Annotated in this window: 21 protein-coding genes; 10 read left to right on the top strand and 11 right to left on the bottom strand. The window is 69.1% G+C overall.

Features of this window, described 5'->3' with window-relative positions; genetic code table 11:
* Positions 1-183: 183 nt before the first annotated feature.
* A complete protein-coding gene (locus NNI01S_RS17665; RefSeq protein ID WP_063021174.1) occupies positions 184-786 on the bottom strand; it encodes a TetR/AcrR family transcriptional regulator in 603 nt (200 codons plus the stop codon).
* Positions 787-914: 128 nt separating this feature from the next.
* On the opposite strand from NNI01S_RS17665, the gene NNI01S_RS17660 reads away from it, so the two are divergent.
* Both NNI01S_RS17660 and NNI01S_RS33645 read left to right on the top strand, forming a co-directional pair.
* Positions 915-1,313, top strand: coding sequence for a DUF4345 domain-containing protein (locus NNI01S_RS17660; protein ID WP_063021173.1), 399 nt, complete (start codon positions 915-917; stop codon positions 1,311-1,313).
* Positions 1,314-1,589: 276 nt separating this feature from the next.
* Entirely contained in the window at positions 1,590-2,012 is a 423-nt protein-coding gene (locus tag NNI01S_RS33645) for an EF-hand domain-containing protein (protein ID WP_063021241.1), read from the top strand.
* Positions 2,013-2,070: 58 nt separating this feature from the next.
* On the opposite strand, the gene NNI01S_RS17650 is transcribed toward NNI01S_RS33645, so the two are convergent.
* From NNI01S_RS17650 to NNI01S_RS17640, 3 genes are read right to left on the bottom strand one after another with little or no spacing between them, the layout of a single operon-like run.
* Positions 2,071-2,736, bottom strand: a complete 666-nt coding sequence (locus NNI01S_RS17650; RefSeq protein ID WP_063021172.1) for a GntR family transcriptional regulator — start codon at positions 2,734-2,736, stop codon at positions 2,071-2,073.
* Positions 2,723-3,454, bottom strand: a complete 732-nt coding sequence (locus tag NNI01S_RS17645) for a maleate cis-trans isomerase family protein (protein ID WP_063021171.1) — start codon at positions 3,452-3,454, stop codon at positions 2,723-2,725. The genes NNI01S_RS17650 and NNI01S_RS17645 overlap by 14 nt, the downstream gene beginning before the upstream one ends.
* A 28-nt stretch (positions 3,455-3,482) precedes the next feature.
* Entirely contained in the window at positions 3,483-4,223 is a 741-nt protein-coding gene (locus tag NNI01S_RS17640; protein WP_063021170.1) for a maleate cis-trans isomerase family protein, read from the bottom strand.
* Positions 4,224-4,309: 86 nt separating this feature from the next.
* Here NNI01S_RS17640 and NNI01S_RS17635 point away from each other — a divergent pair, with 86 nt between their 5' ends.
* Both NNI01S_RS17635 and NNI01S_RS17630 read left to right on the top strand, forming a co-directional pair.
* On the top strand, positions 4,310-5,275 hold the full coding sequence (locus tag NNI01S_RS17635; protein WP_063021169.1) for a D-2-hydroxyacid dehydrogenase: 966 nt from the start codon (positions 4,310-4,312) through the stop codon (positions 5,273-5,275).
* Positions 5,276-5,287: 12 nt separating this feature from the next.
* Positions 5,288-6,688: an amidase gene (locus NNI01S_RS17630; RefSeq protein WP_084488913.1), complete on the top strand. Its 1,401-nt coding sequence runs from the start codon at positions 5,288-5,290 to the stop codon at positions 6,686-6,688.
* A gap of 77 nt (positions 6,689-6,765) precedes the next feature.
* Here NNI01S_RS17630 and NNI01S_RS17625 read toward each other — a convergent pair whose 3' ends face one another.
* Positions 6,766-7,260 (bottom strand): DUF3830 family protein, encoded by a 495-nt coding sequence (locus tag NNI01S_RS17625; protein ID WP_063021168.1) that lies wholly within the window; start codon positions 7,258-7,260, stop codon positions 6,766-6,768.
* 62 nt (positions 7,261-7,322) lie between these two features.
* Entirely contained in the window at positions 7,323-8,564 is a 1,242-nt protein-coding gene (locus NNI01S_RS17620) for an aspartate aminotransferase family protein (RefSeq protein WP_063021167.1), read from the bottom strand.
* 134 nt (positions 8,565-8,698) lie between these two features.
* Here NNI01S_RS17620 and NNI01S_RS17615 point away from each other — a divergent pair, with 134 nt between their 5' ends.
* Entirely contained in the window at positions 8,699-10,171 is a 1,473-nt protein-coding gene (locus NNI01S_RS17615) for an NAD-dependent succinate-semialdehyde dehydrogenase (RefSeq protein ID WP_174554418.1), read from the top strand.
* Positions 10,172-10,181: 10 nt separating this feature from the next.
* A complete protein-coding gene (locus NNI01S_RS17610) occupies positions 10,182-11,264 on the top strand; it encodes a tartrate dehydrogenase (protein ID WP_439956136.1) in 1,083 nt (360 codons plus the stop codon).
* Positions 11,265-11,621: 357 nt separating this feature from the next.
* On the opposite strand, the gene NNI01S_RS17605 is transcribed toward NNI01S_RS17610, so the two are convergent.
* From NNI01S_RS17605 to NNI01S_RS17590, 4 genes are all read right to left on the bottom strand, one after another.
* Positions 11,622-12,290: a metal-dependent transcriptional regulator gene (locus NNI01S_RS17605; protein WP_174554426.1), complete on the bottom strand. Its 669-nt coding sequence runs from the start codon at positions 12,288-12,290 to the stop codon at positions 11,622-11,624.
* Positions 12,291-12,515: 225 nt separating this feature from the next.
* The gene (locus NNI01S_RS17600) at positions 12,516-12,977 is read right to left on the bottom strand and encodes a hypothetical protein (RefSeq protein WP_174554416.1); all 462 of its coding nucleotides are present in this window, start codon (positions 12,975-12,977) and stop codon (positions 12,516-12,518) included.
* Positions 12,974-14,161 carry an aminotransferase-like domain-containing protein gene (locus NNI01S_RS17595; RefSeq protein ID WP_063021237.1) on the bottom strand — a complete coding sequence of 396 codons (1,188 nt, stop codon included), beginning with the start codon at positions 14,159-14,161 and terminating at the stop codon, positions 12,974-12,976. The genes NNI01S_RS17600 and NNI01S_RS17595 overlap by 4 nt, the downstream gene beginning before the upstream one ends.
* A gap of 1 nt (position 14,162) precedes the next feature.
* The gene (locus tag NNI01S_RS17590; protein WP_051175377.1) at positions 14,163-14,618 is read right to left on the bottom strand and encodes a cupin domain-containing protein; all 456 of its coding nucleotides are present in this window, start codon (positions 14,616-14,618) and stop codon (positions 14,163-14,165) included.
* A gap of 470 nt (positions 14,619-15,088) precedes the next feature.
* Here NNI01S_RS17590 and NNI01S_RS17585 point away from each other — a divergent pair, with 470 nt between their 5' ends.
* On the top strand, positions 15,089-16,060 hold the full coding sequence (locus NNI01S_RS17585; protein ID WP_063021164.1) for a bifunctional riboflavin kinase/FAD synthetase: 972 nt from the start codon (positions 15,089-15,091) through the stop codon (positions 16,058-16,060).
* Position 16,061: 1 nt separating this feature from the next.
* On the opposite strand, the gene NNI01S_RS17580 is transcribed toward NNI01S_RS17585, so the two are convergent.
* A complete protein-coding gene (locus tag NNI01S_RS17580; RefSeq protein ID WP_063021163.1) occupies positions 16,062-16,880 on the bottom strand; it encodes an alpha/beta fold hydrolase in 819 nt (272 codons plus the stop codon).
* A 262-nt stretch (positions 16,881-17,142) separates the two neighbouring features.
* Here NNI01S_RS17580 and rpsO point away from each other — a divergent pair, with 262 nt between their 5' ends.
* The 3 genes from rpsO (at position 17,143) to NNI01S_RS17560 (ending at position 21,724) form a co-directional block, all read left to right on the top strand.
* Entirely contained in the window at positions 17,143-17,412 is a 270-nt protein-coding gene (rpsO, locus tag NNI01S_RS17575) for a 30S ribosomal protein S15 (protein WP_063021162.1), read from the top strand.
* Positions 17,413-18,068: 656 nt separating this feature from the next.
* Entirely contained in the window at positions 18,069-20,345 is a 2,277-nt protein-coding gene (locus NNI01S_RS17565; RefSeq protein WP_063021160.1) for a polyribonucleotide nucleotidyltransferase, read from the top strand.
* A 38-nt stretch (positions 20,346-20,383) separates the two neighbouring features.
* The gene (locus tag NNI01S_RS17560) at positions 20,384-21,724 is read left to right on the top strand and encodes a M16 family metallopeptidase (RefSeq protein WP_063021236.1); all 1,341 of its coding nucleotides are present in this window, start codon (positions 20,384-20,386) and stop codon (positions 21,722-21,724) included.
* Positions 21,725-21,735 lie beyond the last annotated feature (11 nt).

Here is a 21,735-nt window from a genome sequence, read left to right as displayed (position 1 = left end):
CTCCGTCCGACGGTTTCGGCCCGCCGCAGCATCCCGCTGGTCACGGCCGTGGGATGCCTCTGTGCTGCCGGTCGTTGCCCGGATTCCGTGCGAAGGTGCCCGCTCGGGTCGAGCCGGGTGCTCATTCGGCAAGGGGCCGATCGGACAAGGCCGGGCCGCGTTGCACGACGCGCATCGGTGCTCTCACGGTCTTTCCGCGATATCACCTTCGATGTCGATGACCGGACGCAAGGCGCCGAGCAGCGCGCCGAGTGAGATCTCGCGCATCTGGGCACGGGTCGGTGCGCCGTGCTCCAGCCAGTCGACGGTGAGCACGCGCACGAAGGTCAGCCAGCTCATCAGGATGGCCGAGACGGTGGCGCGCGGCGGCCCCTCCAGTCGCAGTGCGTCGAGCACGCGTTCGCGCAGTTCGCCGAGTTCGCCCGCGATGATCGCCTGGATCGTGGGGTCGGCGGCCAGCACGCGGTTGGCCGCGAGCACGCTGTTGGCGTTGGCCTCGAAGTAGTCGAAGTGCGTGTCCAGTCCAGCGGCGAGCTGATCGGCCAAGGGTGCTTCGGCGTCGAACGTGGTCGCGACCAGCAGTTGCTCGGAAGCGAGCTGGTAGATGGCCGCGAACAAGTCACGCTTACTCGGGAAGTGGCGGTAGAGCAGGGCGCGGGACACGCCGGCCTCGGCGGCGACGTCCTCCATGAGCACCGCGTCATAGGGCTGGTCGGCGAACAGCTTCGCGCCTGCGTCGAGGAGCACGCGGCGGCGCTCGTCCGGGGGCAGGCGGCGGCGGGTCACCTCGTGAGCTTAGTTGACGCGTGTCTACTACACGTCGTAGGGTCTAAGTAGACGAACGTCTACTAAGTGGCGGCGACCGATGTCCCGGTGCGCCCGCCGAACATCCGCGTACATCCGGGGAGGCATGTATGTCCAGTGCGCTCAGAGGGCTGTCCATGGTGATGGGCGTCGCCTGCGTGGCGATCGGAATCCTGCATATGGCACTCGGGGTCGACTCGGTGCCCGACATGGGTTCGGCCGGAGTGACCGCCGACAGCCAGAGCCGGTTCTTCGGCGCGATCTTCGTCGGGTACGGCCTCGCGTGGATCTGGGCCGTGCGGCAGTCACCGATACCGGCGGCGGCGGTGCGCCTGCTGGCCGGGGTCTTCCTGCTCGGCGCGGTGGCCCGCTTCATCTCGGTCGCCGTGCACGGCTGGCCGCACTGGTTCCAGATTGTTCTGACCGCAGTCGAACTCGTGCTTCCCCCGGTCTACTTCTGGCTCGCCGACACCGACGAGAAGCGGCGCCGTGCGCTCGCCGCGGACTGAGTCACACCGTTGGTGCGCGGCGACCCCACTGCGGAAACGCGATTCGCGTCGCCGGGCGTTCCGTGGCGCTCACGTGGAGGTGTCCGGCGGATCGGGACGGGGCACACTGCAGCACAGTCGTGGCCTCGGGGAACGCAGGAGCGACTACGGAAGGGCCTGTGCCGTGCCATGCCACGCGGCGTGAGCCCCGCGCGCTCGCAAGGCAATCCGTACAGTAGGGAGCGTCGTCGTCGTGGCGGCGGCTGTGGTCGGGTAGTGGTGGCGAAGGTAGCGAGCATGAGTGATGGACCGGTGGACACGTTCCAGCTGTGGGACCGTGACGGGGACGGGCTCGTGTCGGTGCAGGACATCACCGCGGGTATCCGGGCGCTCGGCCTGGAGGTCGACGAGGCGGCGGTGGAACGGCTGGTCGCGGCCGCCGACACCAATGGCGACTTCCTGGTCTCGCGAGCCGAATTCGACGCCGCCCTGGTGGGCGGACGCATCGAAGTGACCGACGCCGACGCCGCCTTCGCGGTGTTCGACGTCAACGGCGACGGCCGCATCTCCGTCGAGGAACTCGAATCGCTGATCCGTCACTGCGGCGCGGGCCGTATCGACGAACCGGCCGATGCGTTGCTGGCCGCCGCCGACACCGATGGCGACGGCTATCTCTCGCTGCCGGAATTCCGTGCGCTGCTGGACTTCCTGTCCCGGTAGCTACGCGAACTGCCCAGGGCTCGCGTCATCGAACTGGTCCCCGATGGAGTGCCCAGGTCTAGCCGCCGATCTGGTGGCGCAGGCGCTGCACGGCGTCGTCCATGTGCTCGACGAGCAACGCGCGGGCGTGCTCGGGCTCGGCCGTGGCGATCGCTTCGCGCAAGCCGACGTGTTCGAGAGCCTGGTCCCGTAGGTCCGGGTAGGTGGTCTGCAAAGCGCCGAGGCACATCCGCGTCTCGATCAGCAGGGTGCGGGCCGCCCGTACCAGCCGCGGACTGGCCGCGCTCTCCACCAGCGCCTCGTGGAAGGCCTGGTCGGCTTCCGATACTCCCACCGCGTCGCCGCGTTCGGCGCACGCGACCATCTCCTCGACACTGGGGCCGAGCGCCTCGTAGGCGATCGGGCGGCGGCCGTCCAGGATCAGTTCCAGCGCGCCGCCTTCCAACGCAGTCCTGGCGCGGTAGATGTCGACGACATCGTCGAGGCTCAGTTCGATGACGAAGATGCCGCGGTGCCGGATGCTGTGCAGCAGACCCTCGGACACCAAGCGCTGCATCGCCTCGCGTACCGGTCCGCGCGAGACCGCGAACCGCGCGGCGAGGTCGGCTTCCCCGAGCTGCGATCCGGGCGCGAGACTGCCGCGCATGATCGCCTCGCGGAGTCGATCGGCGATCATCTCCGCGGTCGACTGCCGGTTCACCGGCTCGAAATCAACGACGGACATCGATGTGCCTTTCCGCGAACAAGGTGCCGAGTCCGGCGACGACCGGCTCGGCGCCGGCCAGCCGCAGGCCCGCCCAGATCGTGACCTGATTGGCCGTCAGCACCGGTTTGCCCAGCGTAGCCTCCAGGTCCGGCAGCACCGCGAGGGTGTGCATCGCGGTGTCGGGGATGAGCAGCGCTTCCGCGCCGGGATGATCGTTGTCCGCCGCCAGCCGCAGTACCTGGGCCGGGGTGAGGGTGCCGACCTCGGCCGCGGTGTCGATCCCCGCGCTGGACATCGAGACGACGTCGATGTCCGCGTCGGCGAGGAACTCCACGAACAGCCGGGCGACCTCGTCGGGGTAGCTGGCGGCGACGGCGACGGTACGCAATCCGAGTGCGTGCACGGCGTCGGCGAACGCGATGCTGGTGCTGGTCGCCGGCACGCCCGCGACCTCGGCCAGCGCGCGCACCTGGTCGCGCGCGCCCGCGGGTCCGTAGACGAAGCTGCCGGACGTGCAGGCCCAGACGATCGCGTCGGGGCGGTGCCGGGCGAGCAGCGAGGCGCCGAGGCGCAATTTCTCCGGGCTGCCCAGTTCCAGCAGTTCGGGGACGGCGTGCAGATCGGTGCCGTAGATGTGGGCTACGGGCAGGTGCGCGCCGAGGGCCGCCGCCGCGAGCGGGTAGTCGTCCTCGGCCGCGTGGTCGGGGTAGATGAAACCGACGGTAGGTGCGTGCATGCGATGTTCTTCCTTCGGAGTTCTTCCTTCAGAAAACGTTGAGCAGCCATTTGCCCGGGCCCATCATCGGGAGCTTCATCCGGCCGAGGCATGCCCACATGGTCAGCTGGTTGGCGGTGAGCACCGGCTTGCCGAGGGCCTGCTCCAGCGGCTCTATCACGTCGTAGGTCGGCAGGTTGGTACAGCTGACGAAGACGGCCTGAGCGTCGGAATCGTCGGCGCCGACGATGCGTTCGGCGATCGTGCGGTAGCTGACCTTCCAGATGCCGCCGCCGAGCCCGAGATGGTCGGAACGCACCACCGAGCATCCTGCTTCGGCGAGGAACTCGTGCAGCCGGTGGGTCAGGATCTCGTCATAGGGGGTGAGCACCGAGATCCGGGTGAGGTCGAGATGACGGATCGCTTCCAGCAGCGCGCCGGAGGTGGTGACCGCGTCCTGCGCCCCGGCCCGGCAGATGGTGTCGCGCAGCGACTTCTCGTAGGCGAGGCCCTTGATGAAACTGCCCGACGTGCACAGATAGGCGACGACTTCCGGCTCCACGTGCATGACGTTTCGGGTGGCGGCGGTGAGATGCGCGGCGTCGGAAACCAATTCGGCCATCTCCAGCGACACCGGGACCGGCTCGTAGGGGGTGCGGGCCAGGTGCAGGCTCACCTCCAGCGGCGCCCAGCGCCAGAGCTCCCGTTCGAGGGCGAGGTCGAACGGTGCGATGATCCCGATACCCCGTTGTGCAACGGGCCCCTCGAGGTCGGGAAAGCTCAGATCCACTACGGCCCCTCTCGCGCTCAGCCGGGACGACCTCCGAACACGATCGGATTGTTGACAATCATACGATGTCATCTTAGTGTGTCAATGTGGAACAGGGCCCGATTGTCGTCGTCCTGCACAGTGACAGTGTGCCCGACGCCGAACGAATGGACCGAGTAGCAGGCCGCGCCACCCTCCGGTATACCGAGGCACCCGGATTGGCGGACGCACTGCCCGGAGCGGAGGTCTTGTTCGTCTACGACTTCCGGACGCGTGCGCTGCCCGGCGCGTGGCACGCGGCCGACCGTCTGCGCTGGGTGCACATGGGGTCGACCGGCGTCGATCCGGCGATGTTTCCCGAGCTGCAGGCCAGCGACGTGGTGGTGACCAACACCCGAGGCGTCTTCGACGCCGCGATCGCCGAATACGTACTCGGACAGATTCTCGGTTTCGCCAAGGACCTGTCCGGCTCGCTGCTGCTGCAACAGCGGCACGAGTGGCGGCATCGGGAATCCGAACGGGTCGCGGGGGCGACGGCGCTGATCGTCGGCACCGGCTCGATCGGACGTCACATCGCCCGGTTGCTGCGCGCGGTCGGGATGTCCGTGCGCGCGGTGGGCAGGCGAGAGCGCGCTGCGGATCCCGATTTCGGCGAGATCACCACCGACCTGCACGCCGAGCTGGCCCGCGCCGACTATGTCGTCGCGATCACCCCGCTCACCGAGCAGACCAGGAACATGTTCGATGCCGCCGCCTTCGCCGCGATGAAACCGCATGCCAGGTTTGTCAACGTCGGTCGTGGGGAACTCGTTGTGACCGACGATCTCGTCGCCGCGCTGCGCACCGGATCGATCGCCGCGGCGGCGCTCGATGTGGTGGACCCCGAGCCGCTCCCCGCCGATCATCCCCTGTGGGAACTGCCGAACGTCCGGATCACCCCGCACAACTCCGGTGACTTCATCGGATGGCGCACCGAGATCGTCGACGCGTTCACCGAGAACTTCGACAACTGGATCGCCGGACGTCCGCTGGACAACGTGGTCGACAAAAGGCTGGGGTACGTGCCCGGCTGAAGGAGCCCATCCATGAGCTACCCCGACAAGAACCTTCCCACCGACCCGACCGCCATGACCGCGGTCGAACTGGTCTCCGCGTACGCGGCGGGCGCGCTGTCGCCCGTCGAGGCGACCGAGGCGATCCTGCGCGCGATCGCCGATCGCGACGGCGCGCTCAACGCCTACTGTCTCGTCGATCACGATCGTGCCTTGGTGCAGGCGAAGGAGTCCGAGGCGCGCTGGCAGTCCGGGCATGCCAGAGGCCTGCTCGACGGTGTGCCCATCTCCATCAAGGACGTGTTCCTGACCGAGGGCTGGCCCACCCGGCGCGGATCCACGTCGATCGACCCGGCCGGGCCGTGGCCGGTGGACAGCCCGGTGGCGGCGCGGCTGCGCGAGGACGGCATGGTCTTCCTCGGCAAGACCACCACGCCGGAGATCGCGTGGAAGGCGGTGACCGACAGCCCGCTGTCCGGTGTCACCCGCAATCCGGCCGACCCGTCCACCACCGCGGGCGGCTCCTCCGGCGGCAGCGCCGCGGCCGTCGCGGCGGGCCTCGGCCCGGTCTCGGTGGGCACGGATGGCGGTGGCAGCGTGCGCATCCCCGCCGCCTTCTGCGGGATCGTCGGATTCAAGCCCACCTACGGCCGGATTCCGCTGTTTCCGGCGAGCCCGTTCGGCCCCCTGGCGCACGCGGGTCCGATGACGCGCACCGTCGAGGACGCGGCGCTGCTGATGGACATCCTGTCGCTCCCCGATCCACGCGATCCGACCGCGCTGGCTCCCACGCTCACGGTGTTCCGCGCCGAAATGCAGCGCGACGTGCGGGGATTGCGCGTGGCGTACTCACCGACGCTGGGTTACGCCACCCTCGACGCCGAGGTCGCCGCGATCGTGGACGCGGCGGTGGCGCGCCTGGCCGACGCCGAACTCCGGGTCGGCGCCGCCGATCCGGGTTTCGAGGACCCGCGCGAGGCGTTCGAACTGCTCTGGGCCGCCGGCGCGGCCGCCATGCTGTCCGGCTTCCCGCGAGGCGCCCGCGAACAGGTCGACCCAGGTCTGCGTGCGGTCTGGGAGCGTGGCGAGACCGTGTCCGCCGTGGACTATCTCGCCGCGCGCAACGTGGCGGCCCGGGTCGGCATCGCGATGGGCGCGTTCCACACCGACTACGACGTCCTGATCACCCCGACGGTGCCGATCCCCGCGTTCGAGGCGGGGCACGACGTGCCACCGGGCAGCGGCCTGCGCAGTTGGCCCGAATGGACGCCCTTCACCTATCCGTTCAACCTCACCCAGCAGCCCGCGATCAGCATCCCCGCGGGTACCACGAGCGCGGGTCTGCCGGTCGGACTGCAGATCGTCGGTCCCCGCCACTCGGACGATCTCGTGCTCGCGGTGGCCCGCTACGCCGAATTCGTGCTGGCCTCCTGACCGCGAGCGGACCACCAGAAAGGGCCTGAGTCCGGGATCGCACCGGGCTCAGGCCCTCGAGTTCTGTGTCGTAGCCGTCAGTCGCGGGCGAAGGCGAGCGTTTCGCCTTGGACGCCGTGCAGCCACAGCGTGTTGCACGCAGTGGCGATCTCGGCGAGCCCCTCCTCGACGGTCGCGAAGACATTGCCCGGAACCCAGCCGAGGTCGCCGTTGATCAGCAGATTGTTGCGGCCGTAGAACAGCGCGAGATCGGTGGCGCCGCGCTCGTGCTCGGCCGCGGAGCCGGGTTCGTAGCCGTAAGCCGGATTGCCGATCTCCCACGGCTCGAAATCGAACAGGCATACGTCGCCGGGGATCGGCGTGACCGTCGGATTCTCTCGATGCGGGGCCGCGCCGACCCGCGGGAGCAACGTGTACACCTCGTTGCGGGCGTACTTGGCGTGGAAGGCGTCGCCTTCCAGCGGCAGGGCGTTCCACACCGCAGCGCAGGTCTGCGGCGCTTCCTCGTCCAGTAGACGGGCGCGGCAGGTGACCGCCGCTTTGGTGAGCGTGATGGTGATGTAGCGGGCCATGCTGTGCTGCTTCCTGATCGGTGCCCGCCGAGCGGGCGCAACGGACGGGTGACGTGCGCGAGTCACAACTCGGCGAGCACCTCGGACCAGATCGCCAGTGCGTCCTCGATCTGCGTTTCGGTCACGATCAGCGGCGGAATCATCCGTACCACGTTCATGTGCGCGCCGCAGGTGAGCAGCAGCAGTCCCTTGTCCACGGCGGCACGCTGTGCGGCCGCGGCCGTGGCGGTGTCGGGCTCGCCGGTGGCCGTGGTGAATTCGGCGCCCGCGAGCAATCCCAGGCCGCGGACGTCGCCGATCGCCTTGGTGGCGCTGTCGCGCAGGCCGCCGAGCAGTTGTGCCCCGCGCGCGGCCGCGTTGTCCACCAATCCTTCGGATTCGATGACGTCGAGCGTGGCGATCGCCGCCGCGCACGCCACCGCGTTGCCGCCGTAGGTGCCGCCCTGCGATCCCGGCCACGCCCGCGCCATCAGCTCGCGCGAGGCCGCGATGCCGGACAGCGGGAACCCGCTGGCCAGCCCCTTCGCGATGGTGATCACGTCGGGCCGCACGTCGAAGTGCTGGTGGCCGAAGAACTTCCCGGTGCGGCCGAAGCCGGTCTGGATCTCGTCGAAGATCAGCAGGATGCCGTGCCGGTCCGCGCGTTCGCGCAGTCCGCGGAAGAACTCGGTGTTGCCCGGGACGTACCCGCCTTCACCGAGCACCGGCTCCACGATGAACGCGGCGGTCTCGGCGGGCGAGGTCAGCGTGGCGAACAGATAGTCCAATTCCCGCAGCGCGAAGGCGGTGGCCTCCCGCTCGCTCCAGCCGTAGCGGTAGGCGGTGGGGAACGGCGCGACGTGTACCCCGGACATGAGTGGGCTGAACCCGGCCGAGAAGCGGGTACCGGAGGTGGTCATCGTCGCAGCGGCCACGGTGCGGCCGTGGAAACCGCCGTGGAAGACGACGACGTTCGGCCGTCCGGTGGCCTGGCGCGCCAGCCGCAGTGCTGCCTCGACCGCCTCGCTGCCGGAATTGGCGAAGAACAGCGCGTCCAATCCTTCGGGCAGTACGGAGCCGAGCCGTTCGGTCAGCTCCAGCAGCGGACGATGCAGCACGGTCGTGTATTGGCCATGGATCAGTGAAGCCACCTGCGCCTGCGCGGCGGCGACCACCGTCGGATGGCAGTGACCGGTGCTGGTCACGCCGATGCCGGCGGTGAAGTCCAGATAGCGGCGGCCGTCGGTGCCGTAGAGATAGCACCCCGCGCCGTGGTCGACGGTCACCGGAGTGGCCTGTTTCAGGATGGGCGAGAGCTCGGTCATGGTGATTCGCCTCCCGGAGCGGGTGGAAGGGAAACTGCTGTCTATTGTCGGATTGTCGACAATATGCATAACATGGCCCGACGGGTCGCAGCAATGGCCGAGCGCTGCGCGGTGACGAAAAGGAGCCACCGACCATGCTCACCGAAAGCACACTGAGCGCAGCCGAACGGGCGGCGATCGGCACGGTGCCGCGCGGCTTGTTCATCGAAGGCCGATGGCGGGCGACGGCACGGACGCTGCCGGTCTTCGATCCGGCGACCGGTGCGGTGCTGTGCGCGGTGGCCGACGCGGATCCGGCCGACGGTCTCGCCGCGCTGGACGCGGCGTGCGCGGCGCAGCGGGACTGGGCGGCCACGCCGCCGCGCGAGCGCAGCGATCTGCTGATGCGCGTGCACCGCGCGTTGCTGGCCGACACCGACCGGCTCGGGCTGATCGCGACGCTGGAGATGGGCAAGCCGCTGGCGGAGGCGCGTGGCGAGATCGCCTACGCCGCGGAATTCTTCCGCTGGTTCGCGGAGGAGGCCGTGCGGCTGGACGGCGGGTACATGCCCGCACCGACCGGCGGTTCGCGTTTCCTCGTGACCCGTCAGCCGGTCGGGCCGAGCTTGCTCATCACGCCGTGGAATTTCCCGGTGGCCATGGGTGCCCGCAAGATCGCGCCCGCGCTCGCCGCCGGCTGCACGTGCGTGGTGAAACCCGCTGAACAGACGCCTCTTTCGATGCTCGCGCTGGCCGAGGTGATGGCCGGGGCCGGGCTTCCCGCCGGGGTGGTGAACGTCGTCACGACGGCCGATCCGGCCGCGGTGATGACGCCGCTGATCCTGGACGACCGCTCGCGCAAGCTGTCGTTCACCGGCTCGACGGCGGTCGGCAAACAGCTGCTCGCGCAGTGCGCGCGGACGGTGATGCGCACGTCGATGGAGCTCGGCGGCAACGCGCCGCTGCTGGTGTTCGACGACGCCGACTTGGACGAGGCGGTGGAGGGCGCGCTCGCGGCGAAGATGCGCAACATCGGCCAGGCATGCACCGCCGCCAATCGCATCCTCGTACAGCGCGGCGTCGCCGGGGACTTCGCGCGCAGGCTCGCCGACCGGATGGCGGCCCTGCCGATGGGAAGGGGCACCGAGCCGGACGTCGTGGTCGGCCCGCTGATCGACGCCGAGGCCGTCGACAAGGTGCAGCGCTTGGTCGACGACGCCCGCGCCCGTGGCGCCACGGTGCTCACCGGTGGTACCGCGCTGCCCGGACCGGGCACCTTCTACCCCGCGACCGTCCTGATCGACGTCCCGGACGACGCCGAACTGTGCCACACCGAGATCTTCGGGCCGGTCGCCGCGATCGGCCTCTTCGACACCGAGGACGAGGCGGTGAACAGGGCCAACGACACCCCCTACGGACTGGTGAGCTACGTATTCACCGAGAACCTCCGGCGCGGACTGCGGGTGTGCGAGGCACTGGAAACCGGCATGGTCGGCCTCAACCAGGGTGTGGTGTCGAACCCGGCGGCGCCGTTCGGCGGTGTCAAGGAGTCCGGGCTCGGACGCGAGGGCGGGCTGACCGGGATCGATGAATTCCTGGAGACCAAGTACATCGGAGTGCGACTGTGAAGGAGCATCAGTGAGCGGGTACCGCATCGCCACCATCCCGGGCGACGGAATCGGAGTCGACGTCACCGAGGCTGCGGTGCGCGTGCTCGACGCCGTGCTGCCGGGACTGGAATGGACCGAATTCGACTGGTCCTGCGAGAACTATCTGCGCACGGGGGCGATGATGCCGCCCGACGGCCCGCAGCGGCTGGCCGGCTTCGACGCCATCCTGCTCGGCGCCGTCGGGTTTCCCGGTGTGCCCGACCATGCTTCGCTGTGGGGGCTGCTGATTCCGCTGCGCCGGGCCTTCGGCCAGTACGTCAACCTGCGCCCGGTGCGCCTGTTGCCCGGCACGGAGTCGGCGCTGCGCGACCGGACCGCCGACGACCTGGACATCCTCATCGTGCGGGAGAACTCCGAAGGCGAGTACTCGCGGATCGGCGGCATCCACAACGAGGGCCGTCCCGACGAATTCGTGCTACAGGAGTCCGTGTTCACCCGCGCCGGATGCGAGCGGATCATCCGCTACGCGTTCGAGCGGGCGGCCGAACGGTCCGGGCGGTTGTGCTCGGCGACGAAGTCGAACGGGATCATCCACTCGATGCCCTATTGGGACAGTGTCTTCGAACGTATCGCGACCGAGTACCCCCAGGTGCGGACGCGGCAGATGCATGTCGACGCGCTGGCCGCCGAACTCGTGCTGCACCCGGACCGGCTGGACGTGATCGTGGGCTCGAACCTGTTCGGCGACATCCTCTCCGACCTGGCCGCAGCCGTGACCGGCGGGCTCGGCCTGGCGCCGTCGGGCAATATCAACCCCGAGCGCACCGGCCCCTCGATGTTCGAGGCGGTGCACGGCAGCGCCCCCGACATCGCGGGCCAGGGCATCGCGAACCCGGTGGCGCAGATTCTCGCGGGCGCGATGCTGCTCGATCACCTCGGTGAGTCCGCCGCGGCCGCCGCGATCGATCGAGCGGTGTGCGACGTCCTCGCCGCCGGGGAGGTCCGGTCTCCCGACCTCGGCGGCACGGGCACCACCGCCGAACTCGCCGATGCCATCGCCGCGCGGGCGGCCGAGTCGGCCCGACGAGGCGCCACGGCCGAAATCGGCTGACCGCTCCGCCGTGCGCACCGTCGGGCCCCGGCTTCGCTGATCGCGATCCGTCGTGCGTGCCGACAGCGTTCAGGGCGTTGCGGCGGCCGGGTGCCGGCCTCAGCCTCGCATAGTCCGCGACCGGCTGTGTGCGCGCGTCGTGCCGCCTGTCGGCGCGATCGACTGGTCGGCGCGGAGGCTCGCCGCAGCCGCGACCGAAGGGATGGGAGAACAAGCAGGCAGGCTCCAAGCGGCTTTCGCCCCAGCCTCGGTGGGACCGGGTTCGAGCCGAAGCGTCCGGTGGTACCGGGTCCGAGCGGAGGCGTCCGCGCGATACCGCGCGCCAACCGCGGACCGCGCGTCCGCGGCGCGAACCGGTCAGGCGGTGAGCCAGATGGCCTCGGCTGCGGGACGCCCGAGATCGGTGGCGGACTCGGTGGCGCCGATGCGGATGGCGATGGTACCCGCGAAGTCGCGGCGTTCCACGACCGCGATGGTGGTGTCCAGGGCTATGCCGACGGAGTCGAAATAGCGCAGCATGTCCGGATCGGCGTCGGAGATGCGCGCGACCCGGCCGGATTCGCCCGCGTGGAAGTCGCTGAGCTGGCGCGCGGGCGGAGTGGGAACCGCACCGTCCACCGAGGGGATCGGATCACCGTGCGGATCGCGGTCCGGGTATCCGAGTTTGGCGTCGATCCTGGCCATCAGCAGCTCGGAGACCGCGTGTTCGAGTACCTCGGCCTCGTCGTGCACCTCGTCCCAGCCGTAACCGAGTTCGTTCACCAAGAACGTCTCGATGAGCCGGTGCCTGCGCACCATCGCGACGGCGGCGCGGCGCCCCTCGGGAGTCAGGGCGATCGCACCGTAGCGGGCGTGTTCGACCAGTCCCTGGTCGGCGAGTTTGCGGACCGCTTCGGACACGGTGGAGGCGGAGACCCCGATCCGCTCGGCGAGCAACTTGGTGGTCACCTTCTCCTGTGACCACTCCTGTGCGGTCCAGATGACCTTCAGGTAGTCCTGGGCGACCGACGAGAGCACCGGCGCGATCGTCGCGGTACCGCCCTGCGCACCGCCCGGCGCCGGGGCGTCGGCCAACTCGCGTCGAGTGGCGATATCTCGTTTACCTGGCACACCCCGAGCTTAGGCACTGAGGTGCCGATACACACATCCTCGACCCCGCCGTCGCCCGATCGCGAACGAAACGCGATTCACCGTTCACTCTCCGGTGTGCGCCGCACGGCCTCGCTCGACCGGGCCGTTCGCGGCAGACGATCACACGGTTCCCGAGCGATCCAGCGCACGGCGATGCGCGGCCACGCCGTCGAATCGCGCACCGGTCAGCCGTGCCGTCGCCGATGGGCCGGTTGGCGCACCGGACAGTTCGTAGAACGTCGCCGTGGCGAATCCGGCGAATCGGTCGCCGGTCACGTCGAGTTCGAAGGCGACGATTCCCTTGCGCACGACGGAGGGGTCGGCTCGATCGACGGTGAACTCCAGGAACGCGCCGGTGACGCGAGAGCCGTCGGCTCGCCAGCTGCCCATGCCGTTGCTGTCGCTGGTGGCGCGGTTGCCGTGATCGGGGTTCGACTGCAGCATCGTGCCGCCCGGGTGGAACTGCATGACGTGGTAGCCGAACGGAGCGCCGTCGGCCACGACCTCCCATGTGCCCAGTATCGGATGCCGATCGCTCATGACGTGCTCGGTGTCGGCGTGCGCGGGGCCCGGCGTGGTCATGCTGCGCCTCCGCAGACGGCGCCCAGCAGCGCGATGCCCCGCTCGATGTCGTCGCGCGGCACGTTCGCGAAGCTCAAGCGCATCGTGTTGCGGTGGCCGGCGACGTCGTCGGCGTAGAAGGCGCTTCCCGGCAGGAACGCGACCCCGTGCCGCAGGGCCTCCGTCAGGGCCGCGTCGGCATCGAAACCCGCCGGGCCCTCGACCCACAGGAACATCCCGCCCTCGGGTTCGGTCCACCGGAACCCGGCCGGGAGATGCCGCCCGAGCGCGGCGGTCAAGGCGTCCAACTTGGCCGAGTAGGCGCCGACGACGTGCGCGAGGTGCGTGGAGCCCGCCGGACTGGCGAGGAATTCGGCGGCAATCGCCTGGCAGTACGTCGAAGTCTGCATATCGATGCCCTGCTTCAACGCGAGCACGGTTTCCAGCAGGTCCGCGGGCATGACGGTGATTCCGACACGAATCGCCGGAGCGAGAGTTTTCGACAGGGACGTGATGTAGACCGAGTTGTCCGGCGCGAAAGACGACAGCGCGGGCGGTGCGACGCCGCGGTAACGCAGGTCGGTGTAGACGTCGTCCTCGACAATCAGCGTGCCGTGCCGGACGACGATCTCCGCTATTCGTTCACGCCGCCAGGCAGGCATCGTCCGCCCGGTGGGATTCTGGAACGTGGGCAGCAGGTAGACGAAAGTCGCGTCGTATCGGGACAGAGCCTGCTCGAGCGCTTCCGGCAGGATGCCGAATTCGTCGCACGGCACCGCGACGACGGTCGCGCCGTGGCTGCGGAATTCCTTCACAGCCGGGCCGTAGGTCGGTGTTTCGACGAGCACCACGTCCAGCGGATCGAGCAGCGCCAAACACACGTTGTGCAAAGCGCCGGATCCGCCGGTCGAGATATGCAAGCGATCGTGCGGGCACCGAATATCGCGACTACGCGCAAGGTTTCGCGCTTCGTCCAGGAGTGGGGCGAATCCTCGGGTCATGCCGTACTGGAGAACGGCGCTGCCGTATCGGTCGATGACGTTCTGCGAGAGCGTCGCGACGAGCTCGGCCGGGAGCAGGGTGGGATCCGGTGCTCCGACGGCGAACGAGACGACCTCCGGGCGGCGGGCCAGCGCCGCGAAGATGTCGTCGATGGGTCCGCTGCGCACCGCGGCCGCGCCCCGGCTGCGTAGGCGGGGCGCCACGTCAGGAACCGACCGGGTCGCGGCGCCGGAGGCGGGCAACCACTTCGGGCACCTGGGCGTCGTATTCGGGCGTCAGCACCACGTCGTCGTTGAAAAGGGGATCGGTCCGCATTTCCACCGCGACCAGGTCCTCGGTCTCGTCGAGGTTCACCGCCACGTGCACCACGCCGTCCGGGATGTAGATGAACTCGCCCGGACCGTGGAAATGCGGAATCAGCTCCGGCCCGATCAGGGTGACCGCCCGCCCGCGCAGGCAGACGACGACGATCTCGCTGTGCGCGTGATAATGCGCCTTGGACACGGCGCCGGGGTTCATGTTGACCATGCCCGCCGAGATGCCGGTAGCGCCACACGTTTCGGTGGTGACGCAGGGGATGAGGCGTTGTCGTTGCCGCCCGATTGTTTCGGCCGCATCGGACGGTTTGATCACACGCACGTGCTTGACTGCACTTTTCATGGCTACTCCGGGGCACTTCTATCGCCGACGATTTGGACGCTAGACCATTCCCGCTGTTGGCGAGACGAGCTCGGAAGCCCGCACAAACCCCGGGATGTATCGGCTCTTTCGCCAAAACGCCGGATTCGTTTCCGGCGGGCGAAGTTTTCCCGGAGATGTCGGCGAACCCGACGTCCCGGCACGGTGGCACGCAAGCATGCGGCTAGCCGGGCCACCTCCCCGCTACGCCGGGGACGTGCCTTACCGCCGCCGGCGGCGAGAGGTTCCGTCACGATCACGACTCGCATGGCCGCATCGCAGAGCAGGCGGACGGCGTCCGTGTCGTATCCGTCCCGGTGACGTGCGGCCTACTCGCGCCCGCCGCACGTCGAGCGCTCGAAGCCTGCCGGCGGCTCACGGCACCGGAAGTGTTGTGTGAGATCAGCACGCCCGAATACTGTTCGCTACCTGATTTGCGTAGGCTGCGCACTGTGCAGAGATGGCGAAGTCTCGACGAGGTGCCCGCGGACTGGGGGCGCTGTGTCCTCACGATCGGTGTGTTCGACGGTGTGCACCGCGGCCACGCGCAGCTGATCAGCCGGGCCGTGAAGTCCGCCGCCGCGCGCGGCGTGCCCGCGGTGCTGATGACGTTCGACCCGCACCCGATGGAGGTGGTCCGCCCCGGCTCCCACCCCGCACAATTGACCACTCTCACCCGCAGGGCCGAACTGGCCGAGGAACTGGGCGTGGACGTGTTCTGCGTGATGCCCTTCACCCACGAGTTCATGAAGCTGACGCCCGCGCGTTATGTCCACGACCTGCTGGTGGAGCGGTTGCACGTGGTCGAGGTGGTGGTCGGCGACAACTTCACCTTCGGCAAGAAGGCCGCGGGAACAGTCGAGACGATGCGCGAACTCGGCACGCGCTTCGGCTTCGAGGTCGACGGCGTGACGCTGCTCGGTGAACACGCCGTGACCTTCTCCTCGACCTACATTCGCTCATGCGTCGACGCCGGGGACATGGCGGCCGCGGCCGAGGCGCTGGGACGCCCGCACCGGGTGGAAGGCGTCGTCGTGCACGGTGACGGGCGCGGCAAGCAACTCGGCTTCCCGACCGCGAACGTCGCACCGCCGATGCACGCCGCGATTCCGGCCGACGGCGTGTACGCCGGATGGTTCACCGTGCTCGGCCCCGGCCCCACCATCGGCACCGTTACCCCGGGTGAACGGGCCATGGCCGCCGTCTCGGTGGGGACCAACCCCACCTTCTCCGGCCGCGCCCGCACCGTCGAGGCGTACGTGCTCGACGGCGAGGCCGATCTCTACGGTCAGCACGTCGCGGTGGACTTCGTCGAGCACATCCGCGGGCAGCGCAAATTCGAGTCGGTGGACGAGCTCGTCGAGTGCATGGGCCGCGACGTGGAGACCGCCCGCAAGATCCTCTCCGCCGTCGACGCCGGCTGAGTCAGGACTTCATGAACTCGAGCAGGTCGTTGTTGAGCTGCTCGGCATGCGTGACGTACAAGCCGTGCCCGGCGGTCGGGTACTCCTTGTAGACGCAGTCCGGAATTAGTTTCGCCGTGCGCCTGCTGCTGGCGTCGATCGGAATCGACTGATCCGGCACCCCGTGCACGACCAAGGCGGGAATCGGCAGATTCCGCAGAACTTCCCGGTGGTCGGAGGGGAAGGTGGACTCCCAGACGGCGATGGTGGCCCACGGCGAAGCGGACAGGCAGCGGCGCGTCTCATGCTCGATCAGGGCGGGGGAGACGTCGTTGCCGAGATGCGTGGCGAAGTATCCCTGCGCGCGATCGGCGAACCATTTGGGCCGGTCGGTGCGCCATTGCGCGATCGACGACAGGCTCAACTCTTCCGGGAGGCCCTCGGGGTTGTCCTCGGTCTGCCGCAGGAAAGGCAGCGTCGTGGCGAACAGTGCGAGTCGCGCGACCCGCGTGGTGCCGTGCCTGGCCAGATAGCGCGCGACCTCCGCGCCGCCCGCGGAGTGGGCGACCAGGGTGAGATCGCGCAGATCCAGCCGTTCGATCAGGTCCGCCACGTCGTCGGCGCGGGTGTCCAAGTCGTATCCGGTCGAGGGCCGGTCCGACCGGCCGTGCCCGCGCCGGTCCAGCAGCACGCACCGATAGCCCCGCTCGACGAAGAAGGGGACCTGGTACTCCCACATCTCCGCGTGCAGGGCCCACCCGGCCAGGAACACGATCGGTGTTCCGGTTCCGTAGTCCTCGTAGGCCAGGCGGGTGCCGTCGGTCGTCTCCAGGTAGGGCATCGTCGTCGTCTCCTCGTATTCGGCGGTACGAGAAGAAGATTCGCAGCCGAAGTGCGGCGAGTCGATTACCCGGGAGGTAATGCCGCCGCTTCCCTGTCCGGCGCGGCCGGAGCCGGATTCCAGGTCGTCGCGTCCGCGATTTCGGCGGGGAGCTACCGGTCCGGTAGGGTGGTCGATCGGGTTTGCTGCGGTCCGCGGCGGCGCCCGCACCCGGGTAACCGGACATTCGAGCGCGGAACTGAGAAACAGGAGTGGATGCCCCATGGCGCTGACCACCGAGCAGAAGTCGGCGATTCTCGCCGAGTACGGCCTGCACGAGAAGGACACCGGTTCGCCGGAGGCGCAGATCGCGCTGCTGTCCAAGCGTATCGCCGACATCACCGAGCACCTGAAGAAGCACAAGCACGACCACCACACCCGCCACGGCCTGATGGCGCTGATCGGTCGTCGCAAGCGGCTGTCGAAGTACCTGCAGGACAAGGACATCAACCGCTACCGTTCGCTGATCGAGCGGCTCGGGTTGCGCCGGTAATTCCTTTCCGGCGCCCGGCGCCGGGTGTTCGCGGCCGTGTCGGTTCGGTCGCGACTTCGTCGCGGCGTGTTCGCGGCGTTCTTGTGGTTCGCGTCCGAGCGACCGCTGTCGCCGACTCGGTCGCGCACGCAGCGATCGTTCGGATGCGAACCGGGCACGGCCATGGCCTGCCCGGTCCGGCGCGCTGATGGCCGGGTGAACGATCAGCGATTTCGAGGCGTGAGCTCGGTCGACTCGCAGAAGTCGGGTTCCGGGTGTTCGTGACCCGCTGCGGTATCGGCGGGAGTGGCAGGCGGCGGTCCGACACGGGGGTGTTCGAGGCGGTCGCTGGTTCAACTGAGGGTGCGACGTACAATCGCACCGTTGGCACATGTGTATAGGGGTGGATCGCGCCCCCGTCGCACGACAACATTGCACAGCCGTATGCACCCGCCCGCGTGGCGTCGGTCTTCGGTAGTGGCCTATCGGCAGCGAGTTGGCGCCGTCGGGCTTCGATCGATGACCGCCTCCGCGTCGCCGTGTCCAAGGGGATTCGGCCGGGTGCGCGCGTCGCAGCCAGGAGGGTTGCCGCGCGTCCGTACCCGGTACGGCTGACGACAGCCGGATCGCGCCAGCGAGCGCTCGAGCCGGCGAAGACGAGAGGTTGAGAGAGAAGAATGACCGAAACAACTGAACGCAAGAGCACGGCCGTCGAGGTCGAGCCGGGCGTGTTCGAATCCGTCGCGCTGATCGACAACGGCAGCTACGGCACCCGCACCATCCGATTCGAGACCGGACGCCTCGCCCGGCAGGCCGCCGGTTCGGTCGTCGCCTACCTGGACGACGAGACCATGCTGCTGTCGGCCACCACCGCGGGCAAGCAGCCCAAGGACCAGTTCGACTTCTTCCCGCTGACGGTCGACGTCGAAGAGCGGATGTACGCCGCGGGCCGCATCCCGGGATCGTTCTTCCGCCGTGAGGGCCGTCCCTCCACCGACGCGATCCTGACCTGTCGCCTGATCGACCGGCCGCTGCGTCCGTCGTTCGTCGACGGCCTGCGCAACGAGATCCAGGTCGTGGTCACGGTGCTGAGCCTGGATCCGAAGGACCTCTACGACGTGGTGGCCATCAACGCCGCGTCCGCGTCCACCCAGATCGCGGGCCTGCCGTTCTCCGGCCCGGTCGGCGGCGTGCGCGTCGCGCTGATCGAAGGCCAGTGGGTCGCCTTCCCGACCACCGAGCAGCTCGAAGGCGCCGTGTTCGACATGGTCGTCGCGGGCCGGGTGGTCGACTCCGGCGACGTCGCGATCATGATGGTCGAGGCGGAGGCCACGGAGAACGTCATCAGCCTGGTCGAGGGCGGTGCGCAGGCGCCGACCGAGGCCGTCGTCGCCGAGGGGCTCGAGGCCGCCAAGCCGTTCATCGCCCGGCTGTGCCGCGCGCAGCAGGACCTGGCCGAGCTGGCCGCCAAGCCCACCGAGGAGTTCCCGCTCTTCCCGCCCTACGGTCAGGACGTGTACGAGGCGGTCGAGGGCACCGCCAAGCGCGAACTGGGCGAGGCCCTGAGCATCTCCGGCAAGCAGGAGCGCGAGGAGAAGATCGACGAGATCAAGCTCGCCGTGCTCGAGCGGCTCGTCGACGACTTCGCCGGCCGTGAGAAGGAACTGGGCGCGGCATTCCGCTCGGTGACCAAGAAGCTGGTCCGCCAGCGCATCCTGTCCGACGGGTTCCGCATCGACGGCCGCGGCCTTGCCGACATCCGCGCGCTGTCCGCCGAGGTCGCCGTGGTGCCCCGGGCGCACGGCTCGGCGCTGTTCGAGCGCGGCGAGACCCAGATCCTCGGCGTCACCACCCTGGACATGGTGAAGATGGCCCAGCAGGTCGACTCGCTCGGCCCGGAGACCAGCAAGCGCTACATGCACCACTACAACTTCCCGCCGTTCTCCACCGGTGAGACCGGCCGGGTCGGTTCGCCCAAGCGCCGCGAGATCGGTCACGGCGCGCTGGCCGAGCGGGCGCTGATTCCCGTGCTGCCCAGCCAGGAGGAGTTCCCGTACGCCATCCGCCAGGTCTCGGAGGCGCTGAGTTCCAACGGCTCCACCTCGATGGGCTCGGTGTGCGCCTCCACCCTGTCGCTGCTGAACGCGGGCGTGCCGCTGAAGGCGCCGGTCGCCGGTATCGCGATGGGTCTGGTCTCCGACACCATCACCAACGACCAGGGCGAGGACGAGGTCCGCTACGTCGCGCTGACCGACATCCTCGGCGCCGAGGACGCCTTCGGCGACATGGACTTCAAGGTCGCGGGCACCCCCCAGTTCGTCACCGCGCTGCAGCTGGACACCAAGCTGGACGGTATCCCCTCGCAGGTGCTGGCCGGCGCGCTGAGCCAGGCCCACGACGCGCGCGCCACGATCCTGGACGTGATGGCCGAAGCCATCGCCACCCCGGACGAGATGAGCCCGTACGCGCCGCGCGTCACCGCGATCAAGATCCCGGTCGACAAGATCGGCGAGGTGATCGGCCCCAAGGGCAAGGTGATCAACCAGATCACCGAGGACACCGGCGCCAACATCTCCATCGAGGACGACGGCACCGTGTTCGTCGGCGCGACCGACGGCCCGTCGGCGCAGGCCGCGATCGACGCGATCAACGCCATCGCCAACCCGCAGCTGCCGAAGGTCGGCGAGCGCTTCCTGGGCACGGTCGTCAAGACCACCGCCTTCGGCGCGTTCGTCTCGCTGCTTCCGGGCCGCGACGGTCTGGTGCACATCTCCAAGCTGGGCAACGGCAAGCGCGTGGCCAAGGTCGAGGACGTGGTGAACGTCGGCGACAAGCTGCGGGTGGAGATCGCCGACATCGACAACCGCGGCAAGATCTCGCTCGTGCCGGTCGAGGAGAACGCCGAGGAGACCGGCGATGACACGACCGATGCGGGTTCGGCCGGGACCGAGTAGTACTTGTCCCTGTGACGAAGAAGAAGACGACAACCCCTCTGCTCAGCACCGGGCAGGGGGGTTCGTCACTCGAGCTGCGGGCGGACTCGGACAGCGGCGTGCGGCGTACCGTACTGCCCGGCGGATTGCGAGTGGTCACCGAGCATTTGCCCGGGGTGCGTTCGGCATCCGTCGGCGTCTGGGTAGGGGTCGGGTCGCGCGATGAAGGCCCGTCCGTCGCGGGGGCCGCGCACTTCCTGGAGCACCTGCTGTTCAAGGCGACGCCGACGCGGTCGGCCCTGGACATCGCCGAGGCGATGGACGCGGTCGGCGGGGAACTCAACGCGTTCACCGCGAAGGAGCAGACCTGCTACTACGCGCACGTCCTGGACGACGACCTCCCCTTGGCGGTCGACATGGTCTCCGACGTCGTGCTCAATGGGTTGTGCCGGGCCTCGGACGTGGACGTCGAGCGGCAGGTGGTGCTCGAGGAGATCGCGATGCGCGACGACGACCCCGAGGACCTGGTGGGTGACTCCTTCCTCGCCGCGCTGTTCGGCGATCACCCGATCGGACGCCCGGTGATCGGCTCGATCGAATCCATCGAGGGTATGCGGGCCGCGCAGCTGCGGTCGTTCCACCTGCGACGCTACCGGCCGGACCGGATGGTGGTCGCGGTCGCGGGGAACGTGGAGCACGACCACACCGTGGAATTGGTGCATCGTGCCTTCGAGAACCGGCTCGACCTGGCGGCGACGCCCGCCCCGCGGCGCGAAGGCCGATTTCGGCCACACGGTACTCCGCAACTGCACTGGAGCCATCGCGACAGCGAGCAGGCGCATCTGGCTTTCGGCGTGCGCGCCTTCGGACGGCACGAAGGGGAGCGGCGCTGGCCGCTGTCGGTGCTCAACACCGTGGTCGGTGGCGGCCTGAGTTCGCGTCTGTTCCAGCGCATCCGGGAGGAGCGCGGGTTGGCCTACTCGGTGTATTCCAGCGTCGACACCTTCGCCGACACCGGGGCGTTCTCGGTCTACATCGGCTGTCAGCCGGAGAATCTCGGCCAGGTGGCGACACTGGCGCGCGGCGTGTTGGAGGAGGTGGCCGCCGACGGCATCACCGACGCCGAGTGTGCCCGTGCCAAGGGCTCGTTGCGTGGTGGACTGGTGCTCGGCCTGGAGGACTCCGCCTCGCGCATGAACCGTCTGGGGCGCAGCGAACTCAGCTACGGCAACCACCGCAGCGTGTCGGAGACCCTGGCGCGCATCGACGCCGTCACCACCGACGAAGTGTCCGCCGTCGCGCGGACGCTGCTGTCGCGGCCGTTCGCCGCGTCGGTCGCCGGGCCGTACAAGCGCACCCGGGATCTGCCCGCCGCCGTCCGGCGGCTGGTGCCGAGCTGAGCTTCGCCCCG

This window comes from Nocardia niwae NBRC 108934 = DSM 45340 (assembly GCF_001613465.1).
GTDB lineage: Bacteria > Actinomycetota > Actinomycetes > Mycobacteriales > Mycobacteriaceae > Nocardia > Nocardia niwae.
This window is presented reverse-complemented; position numbering and strand designations above follow the sequence as displayed.